The 23,529-nt window shown below is 74.4% G+C and carries 16 protein-coding genes; 10 read left to right on the top strand and 6 right to left on the bottom strand.

Going from position 1 to position 23,529, the window contains the following annotated elements:
• Positions 1-146 precede the first annotated feature (146 nt).
• The gene (locus ACQP2H_RS15115) at positions 147-1,607 is read left to right on the top strand and encodes an amidohydrolase family protein (RefSeq protein WP_219461925.1); all 1,461 of its coding nucleotides are present in this window, start codon (positions 147-149) and stop codon (positions 1,605-1,607) included.
• 61 nt (positions 1,608-1,668) lie between these two features.
• Complete coding sequence (locus ACQP2H_RS15110) at positions 1,669-2,487, top strand: IclR family transcriptional regulator domain-containing protein (protein ID WP_208565991.1); 819 nt, start codon at positions 1,669-1,671, stop codon at positions 2,485-2,487.
• Here the strand turns inward: ACQP2H_RS15110 and ACQP2H_RS15105 are convergent.
• Positions 2,418-3,116, bottom strand: a complete 699-nt coding sequence (locus tag ACQP2H_RS15105; protein ID WP_219461917.1) for a TetR/AcrR family transcriptional regulator — start codon at positions 3,114-3,116, stop codon at positions 2,418-2,420. The genes ACQP2H_RS15110 and ACQP2H_RS15105 overlap by 70 nt on opposite strands.
• A 191-nt stretch (positions 3,117-3,307) precedes the next feature.
• On the opposite strand from ACQP2H_RS15105, the gene ACQP2H_RS15100 reads away from it, so the two are divergent.
• Positions 3,308-4,474 carry an acyl-CoA dehydrogenase family protein gene (locus ACQP2H_RS15100; RefSeq protein ID WP_219461915.1) on the top strand — a complete coding sequence of 389 codons (1,167 nt, stop codon included), beginning with the start codon at positions 3,308-3,310 and terminating at the stop codon, positions 4,472-4,474.
• The gene (locus ACQP2H_RS15095) at positions 4,464-5,603 is read left to right on the top strand and encodes a CaiB/BaiF CoA transferase family protein (RefSeq protein ID WP_357533486.1); all 1,140 of its coding nucleotides are present in this window, start codon (positions 4,464-4,466) and stop codon (positions 5,601-5,603) included. The genes ACQP2H_RS15100 and ACQP2H_RS15095 overlap by 11 nt, the downstream gene beginning before the upstream one ends.
• A gap of 16 nt (positions 5,604-5,619) precedes the next feature.
• Here ACQP2H_RS15095 and ACQP2H_RS15090 read toward each other — a convergent pair whose 3' ends face one another.
• Positions 5,620-6,267 (bottom strand): DUF2238 domain-containing protein, encoded by a 648-nt coding sequence (locus ACQP2H_RS15090; RefSeq protein ID WP_219461912.1) that lies wholly within the window; start codon positions 6,265-6,267, stop codon positions 5,620-5,622.
• A gap of 258 nt (positions 6,268-6,525) precedes the next feature.
• On the opposite strand from ACQP2H_RS15090, the gene ACQP2H_RS15085 reads away from it, so the two are divergent.
• The 3 genes from ACQP2H_RS15085 to ACQP2H_RS15075 all read left to right on the top strand — a co-directional run bounded on the left by ACQP2H_RS15085 (position 6,526) and on the right by ACQP2H_RS15075 (position 10,110).
• Positions 6,526-8,136, top strand: a complete 1,611-nt coding sequence (locus ACQP2H_RS15085; protein ID WP_433233256.1) for an RICIN domain-containing protein — start codon at positions 6,526-6,528, stop codon at positions 8,134-8,136.
• Positions 8,137-8,308: 172 nt separating this feature from the next.
• Positions 8,309-9,286, top strand: coding sequence for an ATP-binding cassette domain-containing protein (locus tag ACQP2H_RS15080; protein WP_219461907.1), 978 nt, complete (start codon positions 8,309-8,311; stop codon positions 9,284-9,286).
• On the top strand, positions 9,283-10,110 hold the full coding sequence (locus tag ACQP2H_RS15075) for an ABC transporter permease (RefSeq protein WP_357533491.1): 828 nt from the start codon (positions 9,283-9,285) through the stop codon (positions 10,108-10,110). The genes ACQP2H_RS15080 and ACQP2H_RS15075 overlap by 4 nt, the downstream gene beginning before the upstream one ends.
• Here the strand turns inward: ACQP2H_RS15075 and ACQP2H_RS15070 are convergent.
• Both ACQP2H_RS15070 and ACQP2H_RS15065 read right to left on the bottom strand, forming a co-directional pair.
• Positions 10,070-13,288 (bottom strand): BTAD domain-containing putative transcriptional regulator, encoded by a 3,219-nt coding sequence (locus tag ACQP2H_RS15070; protein WP_357533493.1) that lies wholly within the window; start codon positions 13,286-13,288, stop codon positions 10,070-10,072. The two genes, ACQP2H_RS15075 and ACQP2H_RS15070, sit on opposite strands and share 41 nt — an antisense overlap.
• A 48-nt stretch (positions 13,289-13,336) precedes the next feature.
• Entirely contained in the window at positions 13,337-14,461 is a 1,125-nt protein-coding gene (locus ACQP2H_RS15065) for a hypothetical protein (RefSeq protein WP_357018612.1), read from the bottom strand.
• Positions 14,462-14,731: 270 nt separating this feature from the next.
• Between ACQP2H_RS15065 and ACQP2H_RS15060 the strand changes: the two genes are divergently transcribed.
• The 3 genes from ACQP2H_RS15060 to ACQP2H_RS15050 all read left to right on the top strand — a co-directional run bounded on the left by ACQP2H_RS15060 (position 14,732) and on the right by ACQP2H_RS15050 (position 18,994).
• Entirely contained in the window at positions 14,732-16,378 is a 1,647-nt protein-coding gene (locus ACQP2H_RS15060) for an ABC transporter ATP-binding protein (protein WP_357534020.1), read from the top strand.
• Positions 16,375-18,108 (top strand): ABC transporter ATP-binding protein, encoded by a 1,734-nt coding sequence (locus tag ACQP2H_RS15055; RefSeq protein WP_357533497.1) that lies wholly within the window; start codon positions 16,375-16,377, stop codon positions 18,106-18,108. Before ACQP2H_RS15060 ends, ACQP2H_RS15055 begins: the two co-directional genes overlap by 4 nt.
• 181 nt (positions 18,109-18,289) lie before the next feature.
• Positions 18,290-18,994, top strand: a complete 705-nt coding sequence (locus tag ACQP2H_RS15050) for a VOC family protein (RefSeq protein WP_208566001.1) — start codon at positions 18,290-18,292, stop codon at positions 18,992-18,994.
• 37 nt (positions 18,995-19,031) lie between these two features.
• Here the strand turns inward: ACQP2H_RS15050 and ACQP2H_RS15045 are convergent, their stop codons facing one another.
• Both ACQP2H_RS15045 and ACQP2H_RS15040 read right to left on the bottom strand, forming a co-directional pair.
• The gene (locus ACQP2H_RS15045) at positions 19,032-19,331 is read right to left on the bottom strand and encodes an STAS domain-containing protein (protein WP_357533501.1); all 300 of its coding nucleotides are present in this window, start codon (positions 19,329-19,331) and stop codon (positions 19,032-19,034) included.
• The gene (locus ACQP2H_RS15040; protein ID WP_433233252.1) at positions 19,328-23,437 is read right to left on the bottom strand and encodes a SpoIIE family protein phosphatase; all 4,110 of its coding nucleotides are present in this window, start codon (positions 23,435-23,437) and stop codon (positions 19,328-19,330) included. The genes ACQP2H_RS15045 and ACQP2H_RS15040 overlap by 4 nt, the downstream gene beginning before the upstream one ends.
• Between the last annotated feature and the right edge of the window lie 92 nt (positions 23,438-23,529).

Raw genomic sequence — 23,529 nt, 5'->3', positions numbered from 1 at the left:
CCAGGTCCACGCGTTAGAAAGCAACCGGAGACACGACGGTAACGTGCTCTTGACATGGCCGGTGACCGGGAACACACTGGCGAAACCCTGATCTGACCGTAGAGCGGACAAGCGTCCGCAGGCACCCCGGAACGGAAGTGGCGGCGATGAGTGCGAACGAGGGGCGGACACCGGCGGCAGGCCAGCCGGTGGTCTTCCGCAACGGCCTGGTGCTGACCATGGACGACACCCACACGGTGCTCCCCCGCGCCGACGTGCTGGTGATCGACGACCGGATCGCCGCCGTCGGCGCGGAACTGGCCGTGCCGGAGGGCACCTGGGAGATCGACGCGGCCGGCGGCATCGTCATGCCCGGCATGATCGACACCCACCGGCACATGTGGCAGACCGCGATGCGCGGCTACGGTGCCGACTGGACGCTGACCCAGTATTTCGTCTGGTACTACCTGGAGTCCGGCAAGCTGTTCCGCCCCGAGGACGTCTACGCCGGCAACCTGCTCGCCGCCATCGAAGCGGTCGACGCCGGCGTCACCACCACCGTGGACTGGTCACACGGCCTGCAGACCCCGCAGCACGCCGATGCCGCCGTCGACGCCCTGGAGGCGGTGCCGGGCCGGTTCGTGCTCGCCTACGGCAACCTGCAACAGGGTCCGTGGGAGTGGGCCACCACCCCCGAGTTCCGCGACTTCGTCACCCGCCGCATCCACGGCCGCGGCGACCGGCTCGGCTTCCAGATGGCCTTCGACGTCACCGGCGACCCGGCCTTCCCCGAGCGGGCCGCCTTCGAGGTGGCCCGGGACCTCGGGGTGCCGGTCACCACCCACGCCGGGGTGTGGGGGGCCACCAACGACGACGGCATCCGGCTGATGCACGAGCACGGGTTCATGACCGACTCGACGGTCTACGTGCACGCCGCCACCCTCAACCGCGACTCGTACCACCGGATCGCGGCAACCGGCGGCTCGGTCTCGGTGTCCACCGAGAGCGAGCAGAGCGCAGGCCAGGGCTACCCGCCCACCTGGCAGCTACGGCACCACGACATCCCGGTCTCGCTGTCCATGGACACGAGCGTCTGGTGGAGCGGGGACCTGTTCTCCGCGATGCGCGCCACGCTGAGCGCCGACCGGTCCCGGGAACACCTCGAGGCGCACGGTCGACAGGAGACCGTCACCCACTGCCACCTGCGCGCCGAGCAGGTGGTGGAGTGGGCCACCCGGGGCGGTGCCCGGGCCCTGGGCCTCGACCACCTCGTCGGCGCCCTCACCCCGGGCCGCAAGGCGGACGTGGTGCTGATCAAGAACGACAACTCCCCGGTGATGTTCCCGATCCTGCACCCCTACGGCCACGTGGTGTTCCAGGCCCAGCGCGGCGACGTGCACACCGTGCTGATCGACGGCCGGCTGGTCAAGCACGAGCACCGGCTGGTCGGCGTCGACCTCGCCGCCGCCCGCGCCGCCGTCGGACGCACCGTCGAACACCTCACCGACACCATGGGCGCCGACGCGTGGGAGAAGGGGATGAACCCGGACGTCCCCGAGACTGCGGTGCTGGACAACCCGTACACCTACACCCAGTGGGACGCCGGCTCGGCGCAGTGGAAACAATAGCCATCCGACGCGCCCGGCGGTGACCACCCGCCGGGCGCGGGGCAGCCAGCGAAGGGACTCCATGGGGCGCGAGGCCGGAACCGACTTCATCGAGGCGCTGGCGCGCGGCCTCGACGTGCTGCGCTGCTTCCGTCCGGGCCAGCCGACGATGACCCTCAGCGAGATCGCGGCGGTGACCGGGCTGGCCCGCCCCACCGTGCGGCGCATCCTGCTCACCCTGGAGGAGTTGGGCTACGTCCGCACCGCCGACCGGGGCTTCGCGCTCACCCCCCGGGTGCTGGAGCTGGGCGTGGCCTACGTCAACTCGTTGAGCATCTGGGACGTGGCCCGCCCGCACATGCGACAGCTGGTGACCGAGACCGACGAGTCGACGTCGCTGGCCCAGCTCGACGGCAGCGACATCGTCTACGTGTCCCGGGTCGCGGTGCCCAAGATCGTCACGCTCGCGGTGACCATCGGCACCCGGTTCCCGGCCGTGGCCACCTCGATGGGCAAGGTGCTGCTGGCCGCCCTCACCCCGGCGGAACTCACCGCCGTACTGGCCGTGCCCGGCCGTTCCGGCATCACCGCCCGCTGGCGGCCGGACCGCGACGAACTGGACCGGGAGCTGCGTGAGGTGCGGGCACGCGGCTGGGCCCTGGCCGACCAGGACCTGGCCGCCGGCATCCGGTCGATCGCCACCGGGGTACGCGACGGCGACGGCCGGGTGGTGGCCGCGCTCAACGTCACGGTGCACGCCGCCGAGACCTCACTGGAACGGCTCACCGACGAGCACCTGCCCCGCCTGCTGCGCACCGCCGCCGGGATCAGTCAGGACTGGGCCCGGCTCGACACCGTGCCGATGGCGGTGCAACGGCCCGATCCGGCTCCGCCCGCCTGAGAGGCCCCGGCCGGGCCGACGACCGCCGGATAGACCTGCTCCACGATGGTCAGCAGGGTGGCGGTCAGCAGCAGGTGCACCTGGTCACGGTCCAACGCGCCCCGCTGGAGCCACTCCCGGGCGGTCGCGGTGGCCAGCCCGCCGTACGCCCGGATCATGGCGCGCAGTTCGGCCCGGCGGACGGTCACGTCGGCCAGCCCCACCGCCACCAGGACGCTGTCCGCCGCGACCTCCTCGGCCTCGGTGAGCACCCGGGCGACGTCGGCGTCGTGGCCCATCCCCCCGGCGGTCACCGCGGCCAGCCAGGAATCGCGGTGCCGGGACACCACGTCGAGGAACCAGGTGACGCTGGCGTCGACCCGGGTGCGCAGGTCACCGACGGGTAGTCGCTCGACGGCCACCCCGGGCACGGTCACCATCACCCGGACGACCTCCAGGTAGAGCTGCTTCTTGGTGCCGAAGTAGTGGTTGATCAGGCCCCGGGCCACCCCGGCCTCGCGGGCGACGTCGGTGGTGGACACGTCGGCGTAGGGGCGCGCGCCGAACAGCCTCACCGCGCAGGCGAGGATCTGCCCGCGCCGGGCGTCGGGCTCCAGCCGCCGTCGCCGTGATTCCGTGTCAACGCTCACCCGCCGCACCCTATCGGCAGGTCGGCGCGACACACCCCGGGCCGACGACGGGTCCCGTCAGCCGGGCGGCGGCGGCTGCGCCGGTCTCCCCGACCCGGTGCGGCACCGGTCCGCTCGGGCAGACCGGGCGGGCCACCGGACGATGATCAGGAATTGTTGACACGCCGCCAACAGGGCGTGAGGGTGTATCCATGCCGACGCCTGGACTCCACGACTACTCCCCACCGTGGCGCGCGCCCGAGCACGACGACCTCGCCGACCTGGCCCGTGACTTCTTCGCCCGGGAGGTGCTGCCGCACACCGAACGGCTGCTGGCGCAGGGCCACCCGGACCGCGACCACTACCGGCGTGCCGGCGAGCTGGGCCTGCTCGGCCTGTCCGTGCCCGAGGAGTACGGCGGCGGAGGCGGCGGTTTCACCCACGAGGCGGTCCTGCTGCACGAGCAGGCGCACGTCGGGGAGAGCACCCTCGGCCTCGGCGTGCACAGCGGCATCGTCACCGGCTACCTGGTCGCCTACGGCAGTGCCGAACAGAAGCGCCGCTGGCTGCCCGGCCTGTGCCGCGGCGAACTGGTCGGGGCGATCGCGATGACCGAACCCGACGGCGGCTCCGACCTGCAGGCGATGCGGACCCGGGCCGTCCGCGACGGCGACGACTACCTGGTCACCGGGGCCAAGACGTTCATCAGCAACGGCGGCCTCGCGGACCTGCTCATCCTGGCCGTCAAGACCGACCCGACGCAACGGGCCGCCGGCATCTCCCTGCTGGTCTGCGAGGTCGCCGACGACCGGGCCGGGTTCCGGCGGGGCCGGCTGCTGTCCAAGATCGGGCTGCACGGCAACGACACCGCCGAGCTGTTCTTCGACGACCTGCGGGTGCCGACGACGCACCTGCTCGGCGGGGCCGAAGGGCTCGGCTTCGGCCAGATGATGCGGCAACTGCCCCAGGAACGCCTGGTCATCGGCATCGGGGCGGTCGCGGCGATGCAGCGGGCGGTGGAGCTGACCACCGCGTACGTCAAGGAACGCACCGCCTTCGGCAAACCGCTGATCGGCCACCAGAACACCCGGATGGTGCTGGCCGAGTGCGCCACCCGCACCCGGGTCAGCCGGGTCTTCCTCGACGACTGCATCGCCCGGCACGACCGGGGCGAGCTGGACGTGGCCACCGCGGCGATGGCGAAGGCCTGGCTCACCGAGGGGCAGTGCGAGGTCGTCGACCGTTGCCTGCAACTGTTCGGCGGCTACGGCTACACCACCGAGTACCCGATCGCCCGGATGTACGCCGACGCCCGGGTGCAGAAGATCTACGGCGGCACCAACGAGATCATGAAGGAGCTGATCGCCCGTGCCCTCTGACCGCCGGCCCGACGCCACCGGGCCGCTGGCCGGGGTGCGGGTGGTGGAGCTGGCGAGCCTGGCCCCGGCCCCGTTCGGCTGCATGGTGCTGGCCGACCTCGGCGCGGACGTGGTGCGCGTCGACCGGCCCGGCGGCCCCGCCCCGGGACGACTGGCCGCCCCGACGACCGGGCCGCTGCACCGGGGCCGCCGGGTCACCACCCTGGACCTGAAGACCCCCGCCGGGGTGGCCGACCTGCTGCGCCTGGTCGAACGGGCCGACGTGCTGGTCGAGGCGTACCGGCCGGGGGTGGCCGAGCGGCTCGGTTTCGGGCCCCGGACCTGCCGGGACCGCAACCCCCGCCTGGTGTACGCCCGGTTGACCGGCTGGGGTCAGGACGGTCCGCTGGCCGCCCGCGCCGGGCACGACATCGACTACATCGCGCTGTCCGGCGCGCTGGAACCGCTGGGCCGCCCCGGTGAACGCCCGCACGCCCCGCTGAACCTGCTGGGCGACTTCGCCGGGGGCGGGATGCTGCTCGCCACCGGCGTGCTGGCCGCGCTGCTGGAACGGGAACGCTCCGGCCTCGGGCAGGTGGTCGACGCCGCGATGGTCGACGGGTCGGCGCTGCTCACCGCGTTCCTGCACGGGATGCTCGGCGACGGTCGGTGGTCCGCGCCCCGCGGTGCCAACCTGCTCGACGGCGGCGCCCCGTTCTACGACACCTACCGCACCGCCGACGACCGGTTCGTGGCGGTGGGCGCGTTGGAGCCGGCGTTCTACGCCGCGCTGCTGACCGGGCTGGGCCTGGCCGACGACCCGACGCTGCCCGCCCAGCACGACCCGGACGGCTGGCCGGAGCTGCGCCGCCGGTTCACCGCCCGGTTCGCCGAACGCACCCGCGACGAGTGGACGGCGGTCTTCGCCGACCTCGACGCCTGTGTCGCGCCGGTGCTCGCCCCCACCGAGGCGCACCGCCATCCGCACAACGCCGCCCGGGGCACCTTCGTCGCGGTGGGCGGCGAGGTGCAGCCGGCACCGGCACCCCGGTTCGCCCGGACGCCCGCCGCTGCGCCGCGACCGGCACCGGACCCGGCGGACCCGCTGGACGTCGCCACCGTCCTCGACGACTGGGCCGACCGGCCGTGACCTGCCGCCCGGCCGGTCAGCCCACCGCGACGGCAGGAGCCGGGCGGGCGGGCGTCGCGGCCGGCAGCTGACGGTCGTGCCACCGGCTGAGCAGGGTCAGCGAGGTGACCGCCCCGACCAGCGCGAGGAACATGTCCCACTGGGTGTCCCAGACGTCGCCCTGGGTGCCGAGGAAGTCGGCGGCGGCGGAGCCACCGGCCACCGAGGACCACCACTCGATCATCTCGAAGAAGGCGCTGAAGGCCAGGCAGGCACAGACCACCAGCGGGGCGAGCCAGCGGCTGCCCCGCAACGGGGACCGGCGGACGAGGATCTCGCGGACCAGGATCGCCGGGACGAAGCCCTGCACGAAGTGCCCGAGCCGGTCGTACGGGTTGCGGGAGAGGTCGAGCGCGTCGCGTACCCAGTCGCCCAACGGGACCCGTGCGTAGGTCCAGTGCCCGCCCACGATGAGGATCAGCGCGTGCGCCGCCAGCAGGCAGCACAGCAGGGTGGTCAACGGGAACCGCCGCCACACCAATAGCACCACCGGCACCCCGACGATCACCCAGACCGTCTCCAGCAGCCAGGTGAGCCGGTCGTAAGGGTGCAGGCCGGACAGCAGCAGCGCCACGACGACGAGGCCCAGCAGCACGGGCGGGACGAGCGTACGGGCCCGGGTCACGGCGACCACCTGTCCGGAGACGAGCGGGCGGCCCGGTCGCCGCCCGGCCGCTGACGATAACAGCGCCCCGCACCGCACCGGCACCGGTGGGCCGGTCGGCACGACGGCCGCACGGGTGCCCCGGTCGGCCGACGGGACGGTGTCCTGGCCTGCCCGGATCGGCACTGATCGGCGGGCAATTGCCCGAATCCACCTCTGTCGATACGGTACAGCCGGAGGCCGCCCGTCCCGGCACCACACCCCCGCAGAAGGAGCCCCATGCCACCCGTCACCCCCACCCGGAGAGCCCGCCCCCGGCGACCCGGCCTGCTGGCCGTCACCGTCCTCGCCCTGGTCGCCACCGCCACCACCGTCGCCCCACCGGCCGCCTCGGCGGCCACCGTCGACCCCGGCGTGGACTACGTGCTCGTCAACCGCAACAGTGGCAAGGCGATGGACCTGTACGACTGGGCCACCGCCGACGGCGCACCGGTCAAGCAGTACACCCGCAACGACCTCGCCGTGCAGCGGTGGCGCTTCGTCGACGTCGGCAGCGGCTACCACCAGATCCGCTCGGCGCACAGCGGCAAGGTCCTCGAACTGCCCAACGCCCTCGACGGCACCGCCCTGGTGCAGAACCCGGCCGCCAGCGGCAACACCCGGCAGCACTTCCGGCTCGTCGACTCCACGGGCGGTTACGTCCGGCTGCTCAACCGGCACTCCGGCAAGGCCCTCGACGTGTGGGAACGGTCCACCGCCGACGGGGCGACCATCTCCCAGTACCAGGACCTCGACGGGGCCAACCAGCAGTGGCAGCTCGTCCGGCCGGGCGGCACGGCCGACTGCGGCAGCGGCGCGTTCCAGGCCGAGGCGGTGCTGGCCGGCGGCACCTGGACCGTCCGCAACGGTGGCACGACCGTGCACACCGGCACCGACCTGCGGGCCGCCGTGCAGGCCGCGGTGAACAGCCTCACCGCCGGGCGGACCAGCAAGCAGCGGGTGGTGGTGCGCGGCTCGGGCACGATGAGCGCCAACTCCCGCATCTCGCTGCCCAGCTACACCACCCTCGACGTGTGCGGGACGATCAACGTCACCGGCACCGGCTCGGGGGACCAGGCCCCCGTCTACTCCCGGGGCACCACCCAGGTCGAGGTGCAGCACCTCACCCTCACCGGCACCCCGCTCTACGGGGTCTTCCTGCGCAACGTCACCAACGTCGTGCTGGGGCAGCTCGACATGCGGCTCTCCGCCGGCCTCGGCGTCCGCGTCGACAACCGGGGCGACACCAGCCAGTGGACCCGCAACGTGCGCATCGACAACGTGTACGTCTCGGGCGCCAGCTCGCACGCCGTGGAGACGTACGGGGTGGACGGGCTGACCGTGGGCACCGTCACCGCCCGCAACGTCGGCGAGTCCGGCCTGCTGCTCAACCAGACCATCAACGCCACCGTGTCCACCGTGGACGCCGAGAACGCCGGCACCGGCACCGGGTACGCCGCGTTCCGGATGGCCAACCGCAACGGCCGCATCGGCGACAGCTACCCGACCAACATCCGGGTCGGCACCGTCCGGGCCCGGGGCGGCGGCCGGGGCGTCTTCTGCGTCTCCGAGTCCGGCGGGGCGACGATCGACCGGGTCGACATCGCCAACACCGGCAACAACGCCGTGCTGATCGAGAACTGCTACGGGGTGAGCCTGGCCACCAACGGCGGAACCATCAGCGGCGGCGGCGAGGTGCGGCTGGCCGAACGCACCGAGTTCCCCGGCAACCGGGACCTCACCCTGCGCAACTTCACCCTGGTCAACAACCGGATCGTGGAGAACCCCTGCGCCGACAACCTGACCATCAGCAACATCACCCTGACCAACTCGACCATCGTCCGCTGCTGACCCGACCCGCCGACGACCGCGCGGCCCCACCGCCGGCGGTGGGGCCACCGCACCATCCCCCCGGGCCACCGCAGCATCCCCCGGGCCACCGCAGCACCCCCTGCCTGCGGATGTCAGCCGGTGTCGGCGGCGTGTCGGCGCGGTGTCAGCCGACCGGCGCACGCTGCACGGCATGACAGCTGAACTGATGATCGAGGCCGAGGGCCTGGTCAAGTCCTTCGGCCGCACCCGGGCGTTGCAGGGGGTGGACCTCGCCGTGCCCCGGGGCACCGTGCTCGGGGTGCTCGGCCCCAACGGGGCCGGCAAGACCACCGCCGTGCGCATCCTGTCCACGCTGCTGACCCCGGACGCCGGCACCGCCCGGATCAACGGCCTCGACGTGGTACGCCAGGCCGAGCGGGTCCGGCAGTCCATCGGCCTCACCGGCCAGTACGCCTCGGTCGACGAGGACCTGACCGGGCGGCAGAACCTGGAACTGTTCGGGACGCTGCTGGAACTCGGCCGGGCCGGCGCGCGACGGCGGGCAGCCGAACTGCTCGACTGGTTCGACCTGACCGCCGCCGCGAACCGGCCGGCCAAGACCTACTCCGGTGGGATGCGCCGCCGGCTGGACCTGGCCGCCAGCCTGGTCGGCTCACCGGACGTGATCTTCCTGGACGAGCCGACGACGGGCCTCGACCCGGCCAAGCGCGAGGACATGTGGGACGTGGTCCGGTCGCTGGTGACCAACGGGGCGACCGTGCTGCTCACCACGCAGTACCTGGAGGAGGCCGACGCGCTGGCCGACGCCATCACGGTGATCGACCACGGCCGCGTCATCGCCCACGACACCCCGGACGGGCTCAAGCGGATCGTCGGCGGACAGACCCTGGAGGTACGCCCGACCGACCCGGCACAGCTGGCCCCGACGGCGGCGATCCTGTCCCGGGTGGGCTCCGGCGCACCCGCCGACGAGATCCGCCGGGGTGTGCTCGCGGTACCGGTCTCCGACGACTCCGCGCTGACCGAGAGCGTCGCCCGGCTGGCCGCCGCCGGCATCGCGGTCACCGAACTCTCGCTGCACCTGCCGAGCCTCGACGAGGTCTTCTTCACCCTCACCGGCCGCACCGCGGCCGACGACGACACCACCCGTACGGAGGTCGCCGCATGAGCACCCTGACCGGCACCCCGCCCCGCACCGGGCCGACGCTGTCCACGGTCGTGGCGCAGCCCCGGCCGTTGCGCCTGCTGCGGCACTCGCTGGCGCTGGCCAAACGCAGCCTGATCAAGACCTGGCGGACCCCGGAGGCGTTGATCGACGTCACCCTGCAACCGGTGCTGTTCCTGGTCATCTTCGTGTACGTCTTCGGTGGCGCGGTCGCCGGCTCCACCCACGACTACCTCCAGTACCTGCTGCCGGGCATCCTGGCGCAGACCATCGCCACCGGGTGCATCGCGATCGGTGTCAACCTCAACACCGACATCGCCAAGGGCATCTTCGACCGGTTCCGTTCGCTGCCCGTCCCCCGGTCCGCACCGCTGGTCGGGGCGGTGTTCGGCGACGTGGTGCGGTACGTGATCGTGACCGTGTCGACGCTGGCGATCGGCTACCTGCTCGGCTTCCGGATCGAGTCCGGCCCGGTGCAGGCCCTCGCCGGGTGCCTGCTCGCGGTGCTGTTCGCGCTCTGCCTGAGCTGGCTGCCGGTCTACGTCGGGATGAAGGTCCGCACGCCGGGCGCGGTGCAGGGGGTGATGTTCGCGCTGATCATGCCGTTGAGCTTCGCGTCCAACGTGTTCGTCGCCGCCGGCACCCTGCCGGGCTGGATGCAGGCGGTGGTGACGGTGAACCCGCTGACCCACCTGGTGACGGCGATGCGCGGACTGTTCCTCGGCACCCCGGTCGGCAACCACGTGTGGTGGACGCTGCTGTGGTGCGCCGGCTTCGTGGCGGTGTTCATGCCACTGGCGCTGCGGGCGTACCGTCGGCGGGTGTGATCCGGCCGAGCAGGTCGTCCATCAGCTCGCCGATGCGGGTGGCGGCCGCGGCGGCCGGCCGCGCCCGCCACCCGGCCAGCAACGGCTCCCGCCGCGCCTCGTCACCGAGGGCGGCGGTGAGCCGTTCCCCGATGCCCGACGGGAAGAACGCCGCCGAGTTGCTGCCCAGCCGGGTGCCGAGCGCGAACAACTCCCGGGCGGTCCCGACGTCGTCGCGCCAGGCGGCGAGTTCGGCGCCACCCAACGCCCAGGTCCCGATCACCGGCAGGTCCCGCGACGACAGCGCCTCCGCACCGGCGGCGGCCAGCAGGTCGGTGGCGCGGGCGTCGACGTCGCGCCGGGCGGCCGGCCAGACCTCGGCGATCCGCAGGCGCAGCACCGCCACCGCGACCCGCAGCACGACCCGGGGCTGCGGTGGCGGGCCGGTCCAGCCGGCCAGCGCGCGGACCACCGCGTCGGCGTGGTCGAGCGCCTCGGCATGCCGCCCGCGCTGCCAGGCGAGGCGGGCCAACCCCAGGCCCGCCTGCGCGGTCTCCACCTCCTCGCCCTGACCGGGGGTCGCCGTCTCGACCAACCGCCGCTCGGCCGCCGGGTCACCGCGCAGCGCGAGCTGCACGTCCAGCACCACCTGGGCGGCGCGGACGTCCTGGGTGGCGCCGATCAGCTCCATGTGGTGCACGCCGCGCGCCAGCCACTCGGTGGACCTGCCGTCGGTGGGAGTCAGGCCGTGCCCGACGACCTGCGCCGCCATCGCCATCCCCCAGTGGTCGCCGGCCGTCTCGAACCGACGGTACGCCTGCTCGGCGTCGGCCACCGAGGCCGCCGGCAGACCCCCGCTGTCCCCGATCGCCGCGCGGGCGAACAGGCCGAAGCCCTGCACGTACGGGTCGGGATGCTCGATCAGGGTGAAGGTGCCCGGCAGCGCCAACTCCGGGTCGAGATGGTCGAACGCCGGCAGCACCGAGGCGAGCACCGCGTGCCGGGAGGAGACCTCCCGGGGGCGCTCGGTCAACAGCCGGCGCAGGGCCCGGCGGGCGAGCACGGCGAGCCGGAGCGGGCCGGTGATGCCGGCGTTGACCACCACCAGCAGGCACATCCAGGCCAGCCGGTCGGCGTCGGGCAACGGCCGACCGCCGCTGCGGCCGGAGACGATCGCCGAGCCGTGTCGCCGCCCGGGGGCGTCGAGGTGCAGCAGGCCCCGGGACCAGCCGGAGACCTCCAGGTGCAGGCCCCGTACCGCCCACAGGTGAAACAGCGGGGTGGCGATGTCCACCACGGCCGGTTCGTCGTCGTGCCCGAGCGCCCACCGCAGGCCGGCGACGAGGTTGTCCTGCTCGGCGGCGCACCTGGCGAACGCGTCGAGCTGGTCGGGGCCGATGAACCGGTCGAGCAGCCCGGTCGCCTGCCGCCGGGCCCAGCCGACCAGGCCGGCCATGGCGGTGGCGCGGTCACCGGCGGCGTCGAGCCGGGCCTCGCCGTACTCGCGGACGGTCTCCAGCATCCGGTAGCGGGGTGGGCCGTCGCCCTCGACGAGGGTCAGCAGGGACTGTTCGACCAGCCGCGCCAGCCCACGCCGGACGTCGGGGACACCGGCGACGGCGGCGGCGAGGTCGGCGGTGAACGGGGCGGGGACCACCGCGACCCGCTGGAGCAGGTCCCGGTCGGCGGGGGCGAGGAGTTCCCGGCTCCAGTCGACCATCGCCCACAGGCTCGCGTGCCGCTCCGGCAGGCCACGCAGCGCGGCGTCGAGCAGGGCGAACCGGTCGGTCAGCCCGGCGAGCACGTCGTCGATCGGCATGTGCCGCAGCCGGGCCGCGGCCAGTTCGAGGGCCAGCGGCAGGTTGTCCAGCCGGTGACACAGCGCCAACGTGCGGTCGGTGTCCCCGGTGGGCACCGCACCACCGGCGCGGGCCCGGGACTCGACCAGGGCCACCGCATCGGCGTCGGGCAGCACGGCCAAGCGGTGCACCCGTTCACCGGCCAGACCCAGCGGCGCCCGGCTGGTCGCCAGCACGGTCACCTCCGGTGGGCACACCGCGACCAGGTCCGCGACGACGGCCGCCACCGGATCCAGGAGATGTTCACAGTTGTCCAGCACCACCAGGCCGTCGAGATCCGGCGCGAGGGCACGCAGCCGCTCCTGCGGGGTGAGCACCCGCCGGTCGAGACCCAGGGGGCCGCCGGCCGTCGTGGTGTCCGCCCCGCCGAGAGCAGCCAGGACGGTGGGCAGCACCTCCTCGGGGGCCCGCAGGCCGGCGAGTTCGATCACCCGGGCCGGTCGTCCGGCCGCCACCGCCCGGCGTACCACCTCGGCGGCGAGCCGGGTCTTGCCCGCGCCACCGGTGGCCACGACGGTCACCAGCGCCGCCTCGGTCAGCGCCACCTCCACCGCCTCGACGTCGTGCTCCCGGCCGACGAGCGCCGTCGCCGGCCGCCGCCACGCGGCCGGCAGGGCGGTCCGGGTCGACGTGACCGGCGACGCCGGGCCGGTCGGGGCGGTCAGTTCACCCCGCAGCAACGCCAGGTGGACCTGGCTGATCACCGGCGACGGGTCGGTGCCGTAGCGGTCGGCCAGTTCGGTGCGCAACCGCGCGACCACCTCCAGGGCCTCGGCGTCGCGCCCCTGGGCGGCGAGCATCCGGACCAGCAGGGCGGCCGACGGCTCGTCCGGCGGGGTCCGCGCGACGAGCCGCCGCAGGTCACTGTCGTCATACGGGCCGGGGCCGGTCAACGCCGCCTCGGCGCGCAACGCGACGACGTCGGCGAACAGCCGGCTGGTCTCCTCGGTGTCCCAGGCCGGGACCTCGGGGAACAGCACCCGGGCCGCGTCGGCGGCGTCCCGGGCGGCCGGCCCGGCACCGTCACGCAGGGCGGCCCGGCCCCGCTCCAGCAGCGACCGGGCCCGGACCGCGTCGACGGTGACCTGTTCGGCGGGCAACCGGTAGCCACCCGGCACCGCGAGCACCGGCAGCCCGAGCCGGCGTACCCGGGAGACCAGGGCCTGTACCGCGCCGGTCGCGTCGTCCGGGGGCGTGCCGTCCCACACCGCGTCCACCAGCAACGGGGTGGAGACCGCCCGGCCCCGCGCGTCGACCAGCGTGCGGATCACGGCGGCGAGCCGTTCGCCCCGGACCGGCCGGCCGTCGACGGCGAGCGGGCCGAGGATGCTGATCTGCACGGGTCCAGCATCCCTCACCGGGACACCCGGCCGTCGCCGTCCCCCGCTTCAGTGGCGGGTCCGCCGCGCCCGGACGACCCCGACCAGCGCCGCCAGCAGCAGGCCGGCGACGATCACCCCGACCCCCAGCAGCAGCGACCGGGTCCCGTCGACGCCGGACCGGGCAACGGCGGTGGCGGTCGCGCCCGGGGACGCTGCTGTCGGGGCACCACTGGACGCTGCTGTCGGGGCTCCGTCGGACGCCGTCGGGGCGGGTGGGGACGACACGGCCGGCGTGGGGGCCGCCGGGCGGGCGTAACGCAGCACCGTCGGCCGGGTGCCGGGTGGCTGACCGGCGGTCTCGGAGACGGTGAGCAGCCAGCGGCCGTCGCGGCTGTAACTGACCGACTCGCCCTGCGGCTCGTCGGGCAGCGCCACGGTCCGGGGCGTGCCGCCGGTCAGCGCGGCCACCACGTCGCCGTCGGTCACCTCGTACTCGAAGGCGTCGGCGTAGGTGCGCAGCACGACCCGGCGGCCGTCCGGGGCGACGGCCCCGCCGGTGACCAGCCGACGGCCGAAGAACGAGTACGGGTTCGGGGTCGTGGTGAGTGGCAACCGGACCTGCCCGGCCAGCGTCAACGGCACCGTCGCGCCGGCCCTCAGCGGCCCGGCCGGCAGGTAGACGCCGGCGCTGCCGCCCTGCTTGGTCACCAGCACCGGCCGGCCGGCCCCGTCGAGCAGCAGCGCCTCCGCGTCGTGCGCCCCGTCGGGGTACGCCAGGCGGTGCAGCACCGGCCGGCGGGCCCCGGGCGCGAGCTTCCACAGCGCCACCGTCGACCGGGTCCGGTCGTTGTCGCCGGTGTCGGCGACCCAGACCGTGCCGTCCGCGCCGACCGCCAGGTCCTCGGTGTCGCGGGGCCGCGACGGGTAGGCCACCGTGCGCACCACCGCACACCGGGTGTCGAGGAAGAAGATGCGCCGCCGGGACGCCTCGTCGGCGCCGTCGTTGACCATCACGAACCCGGAGTCGGTGGCGACCATGCCGGAGATCTCGGTCAGCCGCCCGTCGCGGACCCGGCACACCGTGGCCGGTGCCGCCGCACGCGCCGGGTCGGGGACGGCCACCGTCGCCGTGCCGACGACGAGCAGCGTGGTGAGCAGCGACGACAAGCGGGTTGCCGGCCGCCGCGTCATCGCCCCTCCCCCGCCGTGGCCGGCGACCCCCCGCCGACGATCCGAGCACAGGAGCTTGCCGGTCGCCGTACGCCGCGTCAATGCCGCCACCCCGCCGGGCACTGAGGTGTACGCCACCGCGCCGTGGCCGCGTACGGGCCGGTGCGGCCGACGGCCGGTGACTAGCCTGGGTCGGTGCCTCCACGCCTGCCCCACCCGGACCCGGGCACCCCGGACACGGCGGGGCCGCTGCGGTACATCTGGTGGCTGGTCCGCAGCCAACCGTGGCGGGTGCTGCGCGGGTCACTGTTCGGCACGGTCTGGATGGTGGGGTTGTCGGTGCGGCCGTTCCTGGTCGCCCGTGCCGTCGACGACGGGCTGCGCACCGGCGACACCGGGGCGCTGCTCGGCTGGGTCGCCGCGATCGTCGTCGCCGGGGCCGCGCTGGCCTGGGCGGGCATCATGCGGCACCGGACCATGACGTTCATCCGCGAGGATGCCAGCGCCCGCTCGGCGGCCGTGCTGCTGCGGCAACTCGCCCGGGTCGGGGCGGTGCTGCCCCGCCGGCTCGCCGCCGGGGACGTCGCCACCGTCGGCGGGTACGACATCGTGCGCACCTCGCAGGTGCTCACGCTGACCGGCCCCGGGGTGGGCGCGGTACTGGCGTACGCGGTCGCGGCCGTGGTGCTCTGGTCGATCGACCCGGTGCTGGCGCTGGTGACGCTGCTCGGGGTGCCGGTGATCGCGCTGGTCGTGGGCCCGCTGCTGCGCCGGCTGGAGCGGGCCGAGGCGGTCTACCGGCAACAGCAGGGCGAGCTGACCACCCGGGCCGACGACATCGTCGCCGGCCTGCGGGTGCTCGCCGGGGTGGGCGGCCGGCACCTGTTCGCCCGCCGGTACGCCGCCCGGTCGCAACGGCTGCGGGCCGAGGGCTACCGGGTCGGTGCGGTGCTCAGCTGGGTCGACGCGCTGACCGCCGTCATCCCCGGGCTGTTCCTCGCCGTGGTGGTGTGGCTGGCCGCCCGCACGGCCGCGGCGGGCGAGATCACCGTCGGGCAACTGGTGGCCGTCTACGGCTACGTGGCGGTGCTCATCGTGCCGGTCTGGTTCCTGCTGGAGGGCAGCTACCAGTTGATCCAGGGCCGGGTCGCCGCCCGGCGGATCGTCGACCTGCTCCGGCTCGCCCCCGACCCGGTGGGCGGCCCGGCGACCTGTCCCGCCCCGGCCGGCCCGGCCCCGCTGCACGACCCCGACAGCGGGCTGACGGTCCCGGTGGGCCGGTTGATCGGCGTCGCCGCCGACGACCCGGGCGACGCGGCGGCCCTGGCCGACCGGCTGGGGCGGTACGTCACCGGCGCGGCCACCTGGGGCGGGGTCCCGCTGACGGCCGTCGACCTCGACGAGGTGCGCTCCCGCATCCTGGTCGCCGACCACGACGGGTACCTCTTCGCCGGGACGCTGCGGCAGATCCTCGCCGGTCCACAGGGCACCGTCGACGACGCCCGGATCGACGCGGCGTTGCACGTGGCGTCGGCCCGCGACGTCGTCGAAGGGCTGCCCGACGGTCTCGACGCCCCGGTCGGCGACCGGGCCCGTACCCTCTCCGGCGGTCAGCGGCAGCGGGTCCGGCTGGCCCGCGCCCTGCTCGCCGACCCGGAGGTGCTGATCCTGGTCGACCCGACGTCGGCGGTGGACGCACACACCGAGGCCCGGGTGGCGCAGCGCCTGCGGCTGGCCCGTACAGGCCGCACGACGGTGCTGCTGAGCACCTCACCGGTGCTGCTCGGGCACGCCGACACGGTCGCCCACCTGCGCGACGGCCGGATCACCGGCACCGGGACGCACACCGCGCTGCTGGCCGCCGACCCGGACTACCGGCGGCTGGTCTGGCGGACCAGCGGCACCGACGACACGCCGGTGGGGCGGGCCGGACGATGACGAAGCTCCCGGTCGCGAGTGCGGCGGTGGTCCGGCGGGCCGCCCGCGACGTGCTCGCCGGTGACCGGTGGGCGGTCGTCGGGGTGCTGGCGTTACACAGCGCCGCCGCCCTCGCCGGGCTGGCCGCGCCGTGGCTGATCGGGCGGATCGTCGACCAGGTCACCGCCGGGGCCGGGGCGGGCGCGGTGGACCGGCTGGCGCTGGCCATCGGGGGCTGCGTGCTGGTGCAGGGGCTGCTCGCCCGCTACGCCCAGTACGCCGGGCACCGGTTCGGTGAGCGGGCCGTGGCGCGGCTGCGCGAGGACTTCGTGACCCGCCTGCTCGGCCTGCCCGTCTCGGTGGTCGAGCACGCCGGCACCGGTGACCTGGCCACCCGCAGCTCGGTGGACGTGTCCACGGTGGGCACCATGCTGCGTGACGTGGTGCCGGTGCTGGTCATCGCGGGCACCCAGTTGACGCTGCTGTTCGGCGCGGTGTTCCTGCTGGACCCGCTGCTCGGCCTGGTCGCGCTCGCCGGGTTCCCGTCGATCGGGTTGGCGGTCCACCGGTATCTGCGCCGGGCCACCCCCGCCTACCTGGCCGAGGGGGCGGCGACGGCGGAGCTGACCGAGGCGCTGACCACGACAGCCGAGGGCGCCCGCACCGTCGAGGCGTTGCGGCTGGGCCGTGACCGGGTCGCCCACGGCACCGCCCGCATCGGCGCGGTGTGGACCACCCGACGGGCCACCCTCGCCCTGCGGTCGGCGTTCTTTCCGGTGGTGGAGGGCAGCTATCCGCTCCCGATCGCCGCCGTGCTGCTCACCGGGGGTGTCCTGCTGTCGCGGGGACGGGTCAGCCTGGGTGAGGTGGTCGCCGCCGCGCTCTACCTGCAACAGGCGATCGACCCGCTGGACCGGCTGTTGCTGTGGGTGGAGCAGGCGCAGCGCGGCGTCGCCTCGTACGCCCGGGTGCTCGGGGTGGGGCAGGTGCCGCCGGAGCCCCGGGGCCGGGCGGCCCTGCCCACCGGGCGCGTGGTGCAGGTGCGCGGGGCGACGTTCCGGTACGCGGGCGGCCCGCAGGTGCTGCACGGCATCGACCTGACGGTCGCGGCGGGCGAACGGCTGGCCGTGGTCGGCCCGTCCGGGGCGGGCAAGTCCACCCTGGCCCGGTTGCTCGCCGGCATCGACGTGCCCGCCCGGGGGATGGTGAGCCTCGGCGGGGTCCCGGTCACCGACCTCGACCCGGCCGAACGCCGCCGCCGGATCGCCCTGGTCACCCAGGAGCACCACGTCTTCCTCGGTACGCTGCGGGACAACCTGGTGTTCGCCGCGCCGGGCGGCACCGACGCGCAGTTGCGGGCCGCCCTGGCGGCGGTGGGGGCCGACTGGCACGCCGATCTGCCGGACGGCCTCGACACCCCGCTCGGGGCCGGGGTGCGCGACCTGGGCCCGGCCGAGGCCCAGCAGTTGGCGTTGGCCCGGCTCGTCCTGGCCGACCCGGACATCCTGATCCTCGACGAGGCGACCGCCGCGCTGGACCCGACGACCGCCCGGCGCACCGAGCGGGCGCTCGGTGCGGTGCTGGCCGGCCGGACGGTGATCGCCATCGCGCACCGGCTCAACACCGCGCACGACGCCGACCGGGTGGCGGTGCTGGAGGACGGCCGGATCACCGAGATCGGCCGGCACGACGACCTGGTCGCCAGCGACGGCGTCTACGCGTCCCTGTGGCGTTCCTGGCACGGCCACTGACCGGGCACCCGCCGGGTGCCGCCGGCGGCTGGGGCGGGCAGCTGGGGGCGCGAGACCGGCGCGGCGGGCACGGCTGGGGCGAGACCGGCGCGGCGGGCGGGGATCGGGCCCGCCGCGCGCTCCGGTCGGGGCCCGGCGATATTGCCTTGTCGCCGCACCGGCCGGTGTCTACGGTGCGGTGATGCTCTCGGGACCCCTGACGTTGACCCTCGACGCCCGACATCCGACCCGACTGGCGCGCTTCTGGGCCGGCCTGCTCGACCGGGAGGTCGTCGAGGACGCCACCGGTGGGGCGCTCCTGCCCGGCACGGACACCCAGCTCGGCCTCCGGTTCGTCCCGAGCCCCACCCGCAAGGCCGGTCCGAACCGGATGCACCTGCACCTGACCAGCACCAGCCCCGACGACCAGCAGCGGCAGGTGGCGACCGCGCTGGACCTCGGCGGCGCCCACCTCGACGTCGGGCAGCGACCCGAGGAGGGGCACATCGTGCTGGCCGACCCCGAGGGCAACGAGTTCTGCGTCATCGAGGCGGACAACAACTTCCTCGCCGGTTGCGGTCCACTCGGGGAGATCGCCTGCGACGGCACCCGGGCGGTCGGTCTCTTCTGGAGCGCGGCGTTGGGCTGGCCGCTGGTCTGGGACCAGGACCAGGAGACCGCCGTCCAGTCACCGCACGGCGGCACGAAGATCGCCTGGGGTGGTCCGCCCGTGGCTCCCAGGCAGGGCCGCAACCGGCAGCGACTGGACCTCACCCCCGAGGGCGACCAGCAGGCGGAGGTCGACCGACTGGTCGCCCTCGGGGCCACCCGGCTGGATGCCGGCGCGGACGGCGACATCGTGCTGGCCGATCCGGACGGCAACGAGTTCTGCGTGACGGCGAGCTGATCACCCGGGGCGCCGGGTCACCCGCCGGCCGGGCGGCTCAGTCGCGGATCGTGACCGTGGTGAGTCGACTCAGACCGGAGATGGTCAGGACGCTGTCCAGCAGCGGGTTCGCCACCACCGACAGGCGGTCGACGTGGGCGAACAACGCGGCGAGGGCGGCGCTGTCCAGGTATTCCACGGCGGTCAGGTCGACGGTCAGCCGGTGCCCGTCTACGACGGCGTCGACGATCGCCGCCCGGAACTCGTCGGCGTTGCTCATGTCGATCTCGCCGGTGACGGTCAGCACCGGTGCGCCGTCGGCCCGCAGGCCGGTGGACAGGCCCAGGGGCGTGTTCATGCGGGGATCCTCGTGTGCAGCTCGACGGTGGTGCCGGCATCGGTGGTCCGGATGTCGACGTGTGCCATCAGCGCGCGCATCAGGTTGATGCCGCGCCCCCGGTCATGGTCGATCTCGGGCACCTTCCACCGCCCCGAGTCGGCCACCGTGACGAACAGGTCCGCACCGGCGGCCACCGCGTGCAGCCGGATCAGCCCGGGGCGGGCGTCGCGGTGGCCGTGCTCGACCGCGTTGGCGCAGGCCTCCCCGGTGGCGACGAGTACGTCCTGGGCCACGTGCGGGTCGGCGCCGGTACGCCGCAGCCACTGCCGCAGCGTGGAGCGCACCGGGGCCATCTGCAACCGGTCGGCGGGAAACGACAACTCCAGCGGCGCCGGGTGGCGGTAGAGCAGCAGGGCGATGTCGTCGTAGCCGCCCTGCGGGGTCATCCGGTCCATCACCCGGTCGGCGAGCTGCTGCACCCCGGCGGTGTGGTGCTCCCGCACGGCGGAGGCGGCCTGGGCGATCCCGCTGTCGAGCGACTGGCGACGGCGTTCCACCAGTCCGTCGGTGTAGAGCAGCAGCACGGCCCGGGGCGGTACGACGCTTGTCGCGTCGGGGCGTCCACCGGGGGACGGGATGCCCAGCGGGCTGCCCCGACCGGCGGCCAGCAGCTCGGTGCGGCCGTCCGGGTGGGTGAGGATCGCCGGGGGGTGCCCGGCGCTGCTGTAGGTCAGCTCGCCGGTCTCCGGGTCGAGGATGCCGCAGAACACCGTGGTGCAGGACGCCCCGGGCAGCATCCGGGCGAACCGGTCCAGGGCGGTGAGCACCTGGGCCGGGCCGGACGCCTCCAGCAGCAGGGCCCGGCAGGCACTGCGCAGTTGCCCCATCACCGCGGCGGCGGGCAGGCCCCGGCCGACGCAGTCCCCGACGACGATGCCGATCCGACCGTCGGGCAGGCTCACCGCGTCGTACCAGTCGCCGCCGACCTCCAGGGGGCGGGTCGCCGGCTCGTAGCGTACGGCGAAGCCGGCGGGCAGCTCGGCCGGGCCGAGGATGGACCGTTGCAGCGCTACCGCCACCTCGCGTTGCTGGTCGGCGGCGTGCGCCCGGTGCAACGCCTGCCCGAGGGCACCGCACAGGAGCAGCAGCAGCATCTGGTCCTCGGTGCCGAAACCCCGCGCCGGGTCGAGTTCGAGCCAGATCACCAGCGGACCCTGCGGCGAGTCGACAGTGGTGCCGGCCCCGGCCGGCCGGACACTGGTGGCCGGGTCGATGGTGATCCGCAGGGGTGGCTGCGACCGCAGCGCGGTGACGGTGTCGCGCACCGGGTCGGGCAGCTGCGCCCAGTCGGTGGTCGGCGTGCCGGTCACCGTCGGGGTGCCGGCCGCCGGCCAGTGGGTGGCGAGCACCCGGTGCGCCTGCCACAGCTGGCGCAGTTCCTCCACTCCGGCGCGCAACACCTCGGTGGTGCTGGCGGCCCGGGACAACCGCTGGTTGAGCGCGCTGAGGGCGGTCTCCCGCTGCACCGCGTACCGTTCGGCGGTGACGTCGCGGATGGTGCCGACCACCAGCCGCCGGCCGTGGTCGTCGGTGACCGCGTTGAAGGCGACCGCCGTCCAGAGCCGGTGACCGTCGCGGTGCCGCTGCGGCACCACGAACGAGCCGTGGGTCACCGTCATGGCCTGGGAGAACGTGTCGGCCACCAGCCGGTGTGCCGACGGGTCGGTGGTCTCGTCGGGCCACCACGGATAGCGCGGGCGGTAGGGCAGGCCCTCCGGGCCGTAGCCGAACAGGTCGGCGAAGGCGGTGTTCATCTCCACCAACGCGCCGTCGGCGTCGAGGACGAAGAAGCCCTCCTGCAGCGAGTTGATCATCGCAGCCCGCCAGTTGGCGTGGTGGTTGCGCAACCGGGCCAGGTCGACGTTGGCCCGGACCCGGGCCAACAGCTCCTCGGCGGAGAAGGGCTTGACCAGGTAGTCGTCGGCGCCGGCCTCCAGCCCTTCGACGGCGGCCTCCTGACCGGCGCGGGCCGACAACAGCAGCACCGGCACTCCCATGGTGCGGGGTTCGGCGCGCAGCGCGGCGACCAGTTCGAGGCCGTCCAGGCCGGGCATCATCACGTCGCTGACGATCAGGTCGGGCAGGTCGGTTCGGGCCCGCGCCAGGGCGGCGAGCCCGTCACCCACGGCGGTGACGTCGTACCGGGAACGCAGCAGCCGGTGTAGGTACTCGCGCATGTCGGCGTTGTCGTCAGCGACGAGCACCCGGGGACGGTCCGGGCCGGGACGGTCGGCCGGCGGTGGTCGTCCGGCCGGCCGCTCGTCGGTGTCGCCGGCGGGCAGCCAGCGCAGCGCCTCCTGGACGAACGGCTCGACGGTGTCCGACGGCGTCGCCGTGCCGATGCCGGTGACGACGTGCTCGGCGGGCAGGTGGGCCACGCCGTACGACAACCGCACGGTGAAGGCGGTCCCGACGTCCGGGGTGCTGTCGACGGTGATGGTGCCGCCGTGCAGGCCGACCAGCTCCTGCACCAGGGCCAGTCCGATGCCGCTGCCCTCGTGGGACCGGGACCGGGCCTGCGGGACCCGGTGGAAGCGCTCGAACAGCCGGGGGATCTCGTCGGCCGGCACCCCGACACCGGTGTCGGCGACCTGCACGGTCGGCATGCCGTCGCGCTCGGCGACGGACACCCGGATACCGCCCTGGAAGGTGAACTTCAGCGCGTTGCTGAGCAGGTTGAGGAGCACCTTCTCCCACATCGTCCGGTCGACGTGGACCGGCCGGGACAGCGGCGGGCAGTCGACGTCCAGGGTGAGGCCGGCGCGTTCGACCGCCGCCCGGAAGACACTGGCCAGTTCGGCGGTGAACCGGGCCAGGTCGACGGGTTCGTAGCTCGCCTGCATCCGGCCGGCCTCGATGCGGGAGAAGTCGAGCAGTGCGGTGACCAGCTTGCCCAGCCGCAACGCGTTGCGGTGCATCACCTCCAGCTCGTCGCGGACCTGCTCGTCCTGGTCGCCGAGGCGGGCCCGCAACTCCTGCAACGGCCCGCTGATCAGGGTGAGCGGGGTGCGGAACTCGTGGCTGATGTTGGAGAAGAACGCCGTCTTGGCCCGGTCCAACTCGACCAGTTCCTCGGCCCGCTGCTGCTGCACCTCGTAGGCCACCGCACCGTTGATCAGGGCGGCGGCCTGCCGGGCGACCAGGTCGAGGAAGGTGCGGTAGCCGTCGTCGAGGGCCCGTCCGGCGCTGGCGGCCAGGACGATGACACCGATGTCCTCGGCGCCGGTCTCGCCGTGCAGGGGCAGCACCACCGCCTCGGTCGGCGCGGTCTGCCAACCGCCGGTGGGCAGGTCACCGATGCGGGCGACGACGTCGGTGACGTGGGCGGGCCGGCCGGTGGCGAGCACCTCGGCGACCGGCCACACCGGCGGTGCGGTCGGGTCGGACCGGTCGACCTCACCGGCCAGGGTGCTGGCGGCCGGGCGCAGCTCACCGCCGCGGGTCCGCAGGTGCACGGCCGCGTACGGCACGTCGACCGCGGACCGGCCGAGCGAGCCGACGACCAGGTCACAGGCCTCGCCCACGGTACGGGCGGTGCCGGCCTGGGCGCCCAGGTCCTGCAACGCGGCGAGCCGGCGCTCACCGATCACCCGCTCGGTGGTGTCGCTGACCGCGGTGAAGACGCCGCGTACCACGCCGTCGTCGTCGTGCAGCGGGCTGTAGGAGTACGTCCAGTACGTCTCCTCCCAGTAGCCGTGCCGGTTCATCGGCAGCAGCAGGTCCTCCGACCAGGTCGCCTCGCCGGTCTCCACCACGCCCCGCAGCATCGGACCGATGATGTGCCAGATCTCGGCCCACACCTGGTCGCCCGGCTTGCCGAGGGCGGGGTGTTTGCTGCCGAGCAGCGGGCCGTAGGCGTCGTTGTAGAGGAACCGCAGCTCCGGCCCCCACCACACGATCATGGGGAAGCGGGAGGTCAGGCAGATCCGGGTGGCGGTACGCAGGCTCGCCGGCCAGCTCTCGACCGCGCCGAGGGAGGTGGCGGACCAGTCGAGGGCGCGCATCCGCCCGGCCATCTCACTGGTGCCGGTGAACACGGAACGCCTCGCCTGAGCCTCGGCCATCGCCGCCCTGTCCTCCCGCACGTCCCGCGCAGGGACGACCGCGTGTCCGCGGGTCGTCGCCGGCCGCCGACAGAGGTTCCTGCCGCCGGGCA

Source organism: Micromonospora sp. CA-248260 (assembly GCF_050942205.1).
In the GTDB taxonomy this organism is placed as follows: Bacteria; Actinomycetota; Actinomycetes; order Mycobacteriales; family Micromonosporaceae; genus Micromonospora; species Micromonospora antibiotica.
This window is presented reverse-complemented; position numbering and strand designations above follow the sequence as displayed.